Source organism: Butyrivibrio sp. LC3010 (assembly GCF_000424385.1).
GTDB lineage: Bacteria > Bacillota > Clostridia > Lachnospirales > Lachnospiraceae > Butyrivibrio.
Window position 1 is genome coordinate 1 of record NZ_AUJU01000064.1, and the last position, 3,551, is coordinate 3,551.

Sequence of the window (3,551 nt, forward strand, 5' to 3'; positions counted from 1 at the left end):
AGGTTCGAGCCCTGTAGGCCCCATTTTTGTGCATAACTATAAATAGATATAACATTTGACGCTTATTTTGGGAAACATCCTAAGATAAGCGTTTTGTTATTTAATAGGATTAGGGTGTCAAAAGGTAACTTATCTCTGGCATGTTGTAAAGATCTGCATTATATCAATTATTCTGGCATATTTGCTCCTTAGAAAAAAGAGCTGAATTTCTGATATTACCAATATGTTGATAAAAAATAATCTTAAAAGCATGACCATTATTTTTTCAGTATGATAACAATTTGTGCAGGTTTATGTAAGCAGCTCGGATTGAGGGACCGTTGTCTGGTTCTTGAAAAAAATAATAAAGAGTGGTATATTTGCAATATAATTCAGCAGATTATAAGGACGATATTTGTTATAATCTGCTGAAATTGGTATTTAAAAGTGCATTTCAGCAGATTATAAGGGAATAGCTCGTTATGAATGTAATTGGAAGAGAAAGAGAACAGGATATTTTGGCGCAGTGCCTTGAATCTAAAAGACCGGAATTTTTGGTAGTATTTGGGCGCCGTCGAGTAGGAAAGACTTTTCTTATTAAAGAGTATTTTAATGAACGCTTTTCGTTTTATACAACAGGTATTCCTGACGAGAAGACGCGTAACCAGTTAAAAGCTTTCAATGAATCGCTTAAATATTTTGGTGATAAGACAGGCACTATTCCTAAGGATTGGTTTGAGGCGTTTAGTCGTTTAAGAGCGATACTTGAAAATGAGGATGTACAGAGAGATTATTCAAGTGGGAAAAGAGTCGTTTTTTTGGATGAGGTTCCCTGGATGGATACTGCAAGATCAGATTTCAGGTCTGCTTTTGACTTTTTCTGGAACAGCTGGGCATCTTCGCAGAAGGATCTTCTGCTAATAGTATGCGGTTCTGCCACATCATGGATAATAAATAATATTTTAAACGATGTGGGAGGCTTTCATAACAGAGTAACAAAGCAGATGCACATGTATCCCTTCAGTCTTGGGGAATGCGAGCTTTTCTTTAAAAACAACGGAATCAGCCTGGGCAGAGATAAGATTATTGAAAGCTATATGATATTTGGGGGAATACCATATTATCTGAATCTGTATGACAGGAGACTGAGCCTTGCCCAGAACGTTGACAGTCTTATTTTTGATGAGCGGGGAGATCTTCATCATGAATATGAGCATCTGTTCCGGTCATTGTTTAAAAAGGCAGACAATCACATAAAGATAATTGAAACCATGGCAGAACTGAAACGAGGACTCCAAAGGACAGAGCTTGTCCAAAAGTCCGGGGTATCTGATGGTGAAGGGCTAACAAAAGCAATCCGTGAACTTGAACAGTGTGGTTTTATCAGACAGTACAATAATGTAACAACGAGTAAAACGGGATACTTTTATCAGGTGATTGATCCATTTGTGCTCTTTAGTTTGCATTTTATTCGTGATAAAAAGATCAAGTCTTGGCAGACATTCATTAAATCACCAGAGTATTATGCCTGGAGGGGGAATGCTTTTGAAATCGTTTGCCTTTTGCATGTTCCACAGATAAAATCAGCTCTTGGGATTGCAGGGGTTGAGAGCTCGGAATACTCTTGGAAGAGTAAAAAGAAAACAGGAGGTGCTCAGATAGACCTTTTGATAGACAGGGCAGATGACGTAATAAATCTATGTGAGATGAAATGTACTGATAAGGAATTTGAAATAAGCGGTAAATACAAGGAAGACCTTATAAACAAGGTCGATACTTTCATCGAGGAAGTACAACCGGACAAGTCAGTTCATATCACACTGATAACGTCAAATGGCTTTAAAAAGAATGAGCATGCGGAGGTTATACAAAACATAGTTAGTCCTGATAAGTTGTTTATGGGAATATGATTGTGAGAGAAGGAAGCCTTGATGGAGCAGGAACAATTTGATGGATCATGTGCTAAGTGACATTAAAAAAGCAGGATACTCTGAAGTTGTGCTATGGGTATTTAGAGATAATGTCCATGCCAAAGTTTTTTATGAAGCAAAGGGTTTTGAATTTACCGGTATTTCACAGCCGGCGTTTGGTACTGAAGAAGTACTATATTCACGTAAGTTATAGGATAAGCTTGGCAAGGGATATACCATCGATGAGATCATTGACGATGTTACCTACCGCATAGAAGACCATCTGGGAAACAGATATCCTACCATGGCTGCAATGTGTGCGGCCTATGGTGCAAAAGCATCTACCTACAGGGGCAGGATCCGTGCCGGGAAGAACAAGGAGGAAGCTCTGACAGAGAAAACTAGTTGATGCTTTACTTAGTAGAAAAAGGGTACTTAAATCCTAAACGCAACATATAGTTGTGAAAAAAATAAAGAATCCACCATATCATGGCATATAATTGTCAGAAGATATGACTGATAGGGGATTAAATCGATAGAGGAAATTTATGAAAAAGAATGTTCAGTCTGTGATAATAATGGTTGTACTATCATTGGGAATAATAGCAGGATGTGGGAGAAGTTCGGATATTACTGATTCCGCATCTGTTCTTGGCGGTATAAAAAATAGTGGAGTTCTGAAAGTGGGTACTGCCGGAGATTACCAGCCGATGTCGTATCTTGATCCAGAAACTGATACATATGTTGGTTTTGATGCAGAGCTGGCAGAGGATCTTGCTGATGCTCTTGGCGTAGAAATTGAGTATGTGGAAACATCCTGGCCTACGCTAATGGAAGATACGCAGGCAGGAAAATTTGACCTTGCAATCTGTGGGATAACCATAACTGATGCCCGTAAAGAGCAGGCCCTTATGTCTGAGGGATATCTTGAGAATGGAAAGACTGTACTGTGCCGGGCAGAGGATGCGGATAAATATATCTCTATTGAGGCTATAAATCATCCAGAGGTACGTGTGATGGAAAATCCAGGAGGACTGAATGAGAAGTTTGCCCGCGAGAACCTTCCGGATGCCACTCTCATAATTCATGATGTGAATCAGGAAATTCCGGGACTTGTTGCTTCTGGAGAGGCAGATGTGATGATCACGGAAATCATGGAGGCTGGCTATTATGTTGGACAGGACAGTCGGCTTGCTGCTCCTCTCATATATGAACCATTTACTAATGGACAACTCGGGGTACTTATGCCAAAGGGATCTGAGGATCTTTTGGAATATGTAAATAAGTTTCTTGAAAAAGAGAAAGCAGAAGGCAGAATCAATGAGCTTTCTGATAAATATATCTATCGTTTCATTGAGAAAGAAATGGATGACGCAGCTTAGTGTTAGATAATGGTGTCTTGGGTAAAGACATGAAAATATGTTTTTTTGTGGGGGTGGAGAGCATATGCTAATATCCTGGTATTGTGTTGAATTTCTAAAACCGAAAAAGCCCTATTCTAAAAGTCTGTAGCAATTTAAGAATTCCTTAATAATTTTTCTTAAAAAAAGTGTTGACTTTATATTCTCAGAATGATAATCTAACTGAGCCTTGAGCGACAAGCCAAGACAAAGCACTTTGACAATGAAATAGTAATGCAACCCTGAAAATTCCAAAAAGAAT

3 protein-coding genes are annotated in these 3,551 nt (G+C 38.7%); all 3 read left to right on the plus strand.

Going from position 1 to position 3,551, the window contains the following annotated elements; genetic code table 11:
* The first annotated feature begins 461 nt into the window (after positions 1–461).
* Entirely contained in the window at positions 462–1,889 is a 1,428-nt protein-coding gene (locus tag G622_RS0119785; protein ID WP_026512085.1) for an AAA family ATPase, read from the plus strand.
* 40 nt (positions 1,890–1,929) lie between these two features.
* Complete coding sequence (locus tag G622_RS26045) at positions 1,930–2,103, plus strand: GNAT family N-acetyltransferase (RefSeq protein WP_155831570.1); 174 nt, start codon at positions 1,930–1,932, stop codon at positions 2,101–2,103.
* Between the two features lie 334 nt (positions 2,104–2,437).
* Positions 2,438–3,271 (plus strand): transporter substrate-binding domain-containing protein, encoded by an 834-nt coding sequence (locus G622_RS23930; RefSeq protein ID WP_044917118.1) that lies wholly within the window; start codon positions 2,438–2,440, stop codon positions 3,269–3,271.
* Positions 3,272–3,551: the final 280 nt, after the last annotated feature.

Excerpts from the sequence above, each read along its gene's own strand:
- G622_RS0119785 (WP_026512085.1), top strand. The coding sequence starts at position 462 with ATGAATGTAATTGGAAGAGAAAGAGAACAGGATATTTTGGCGCAGTGC.
- G622_RS23930 (WP_044917118.1), top strand. The coding sequence starts at position 2,438 with ATGAAAAAGAATGTTCAGTCTGTGATAATAATGGTTGTACTATCATTG.
- G622_RS26045 (WP_155831570.1), top strand. The coding sequence starts at position 1,930 with ATGGATCATGTGCTAAGTGACATTAAAAAAGCAGGATACTCTGAAGTT.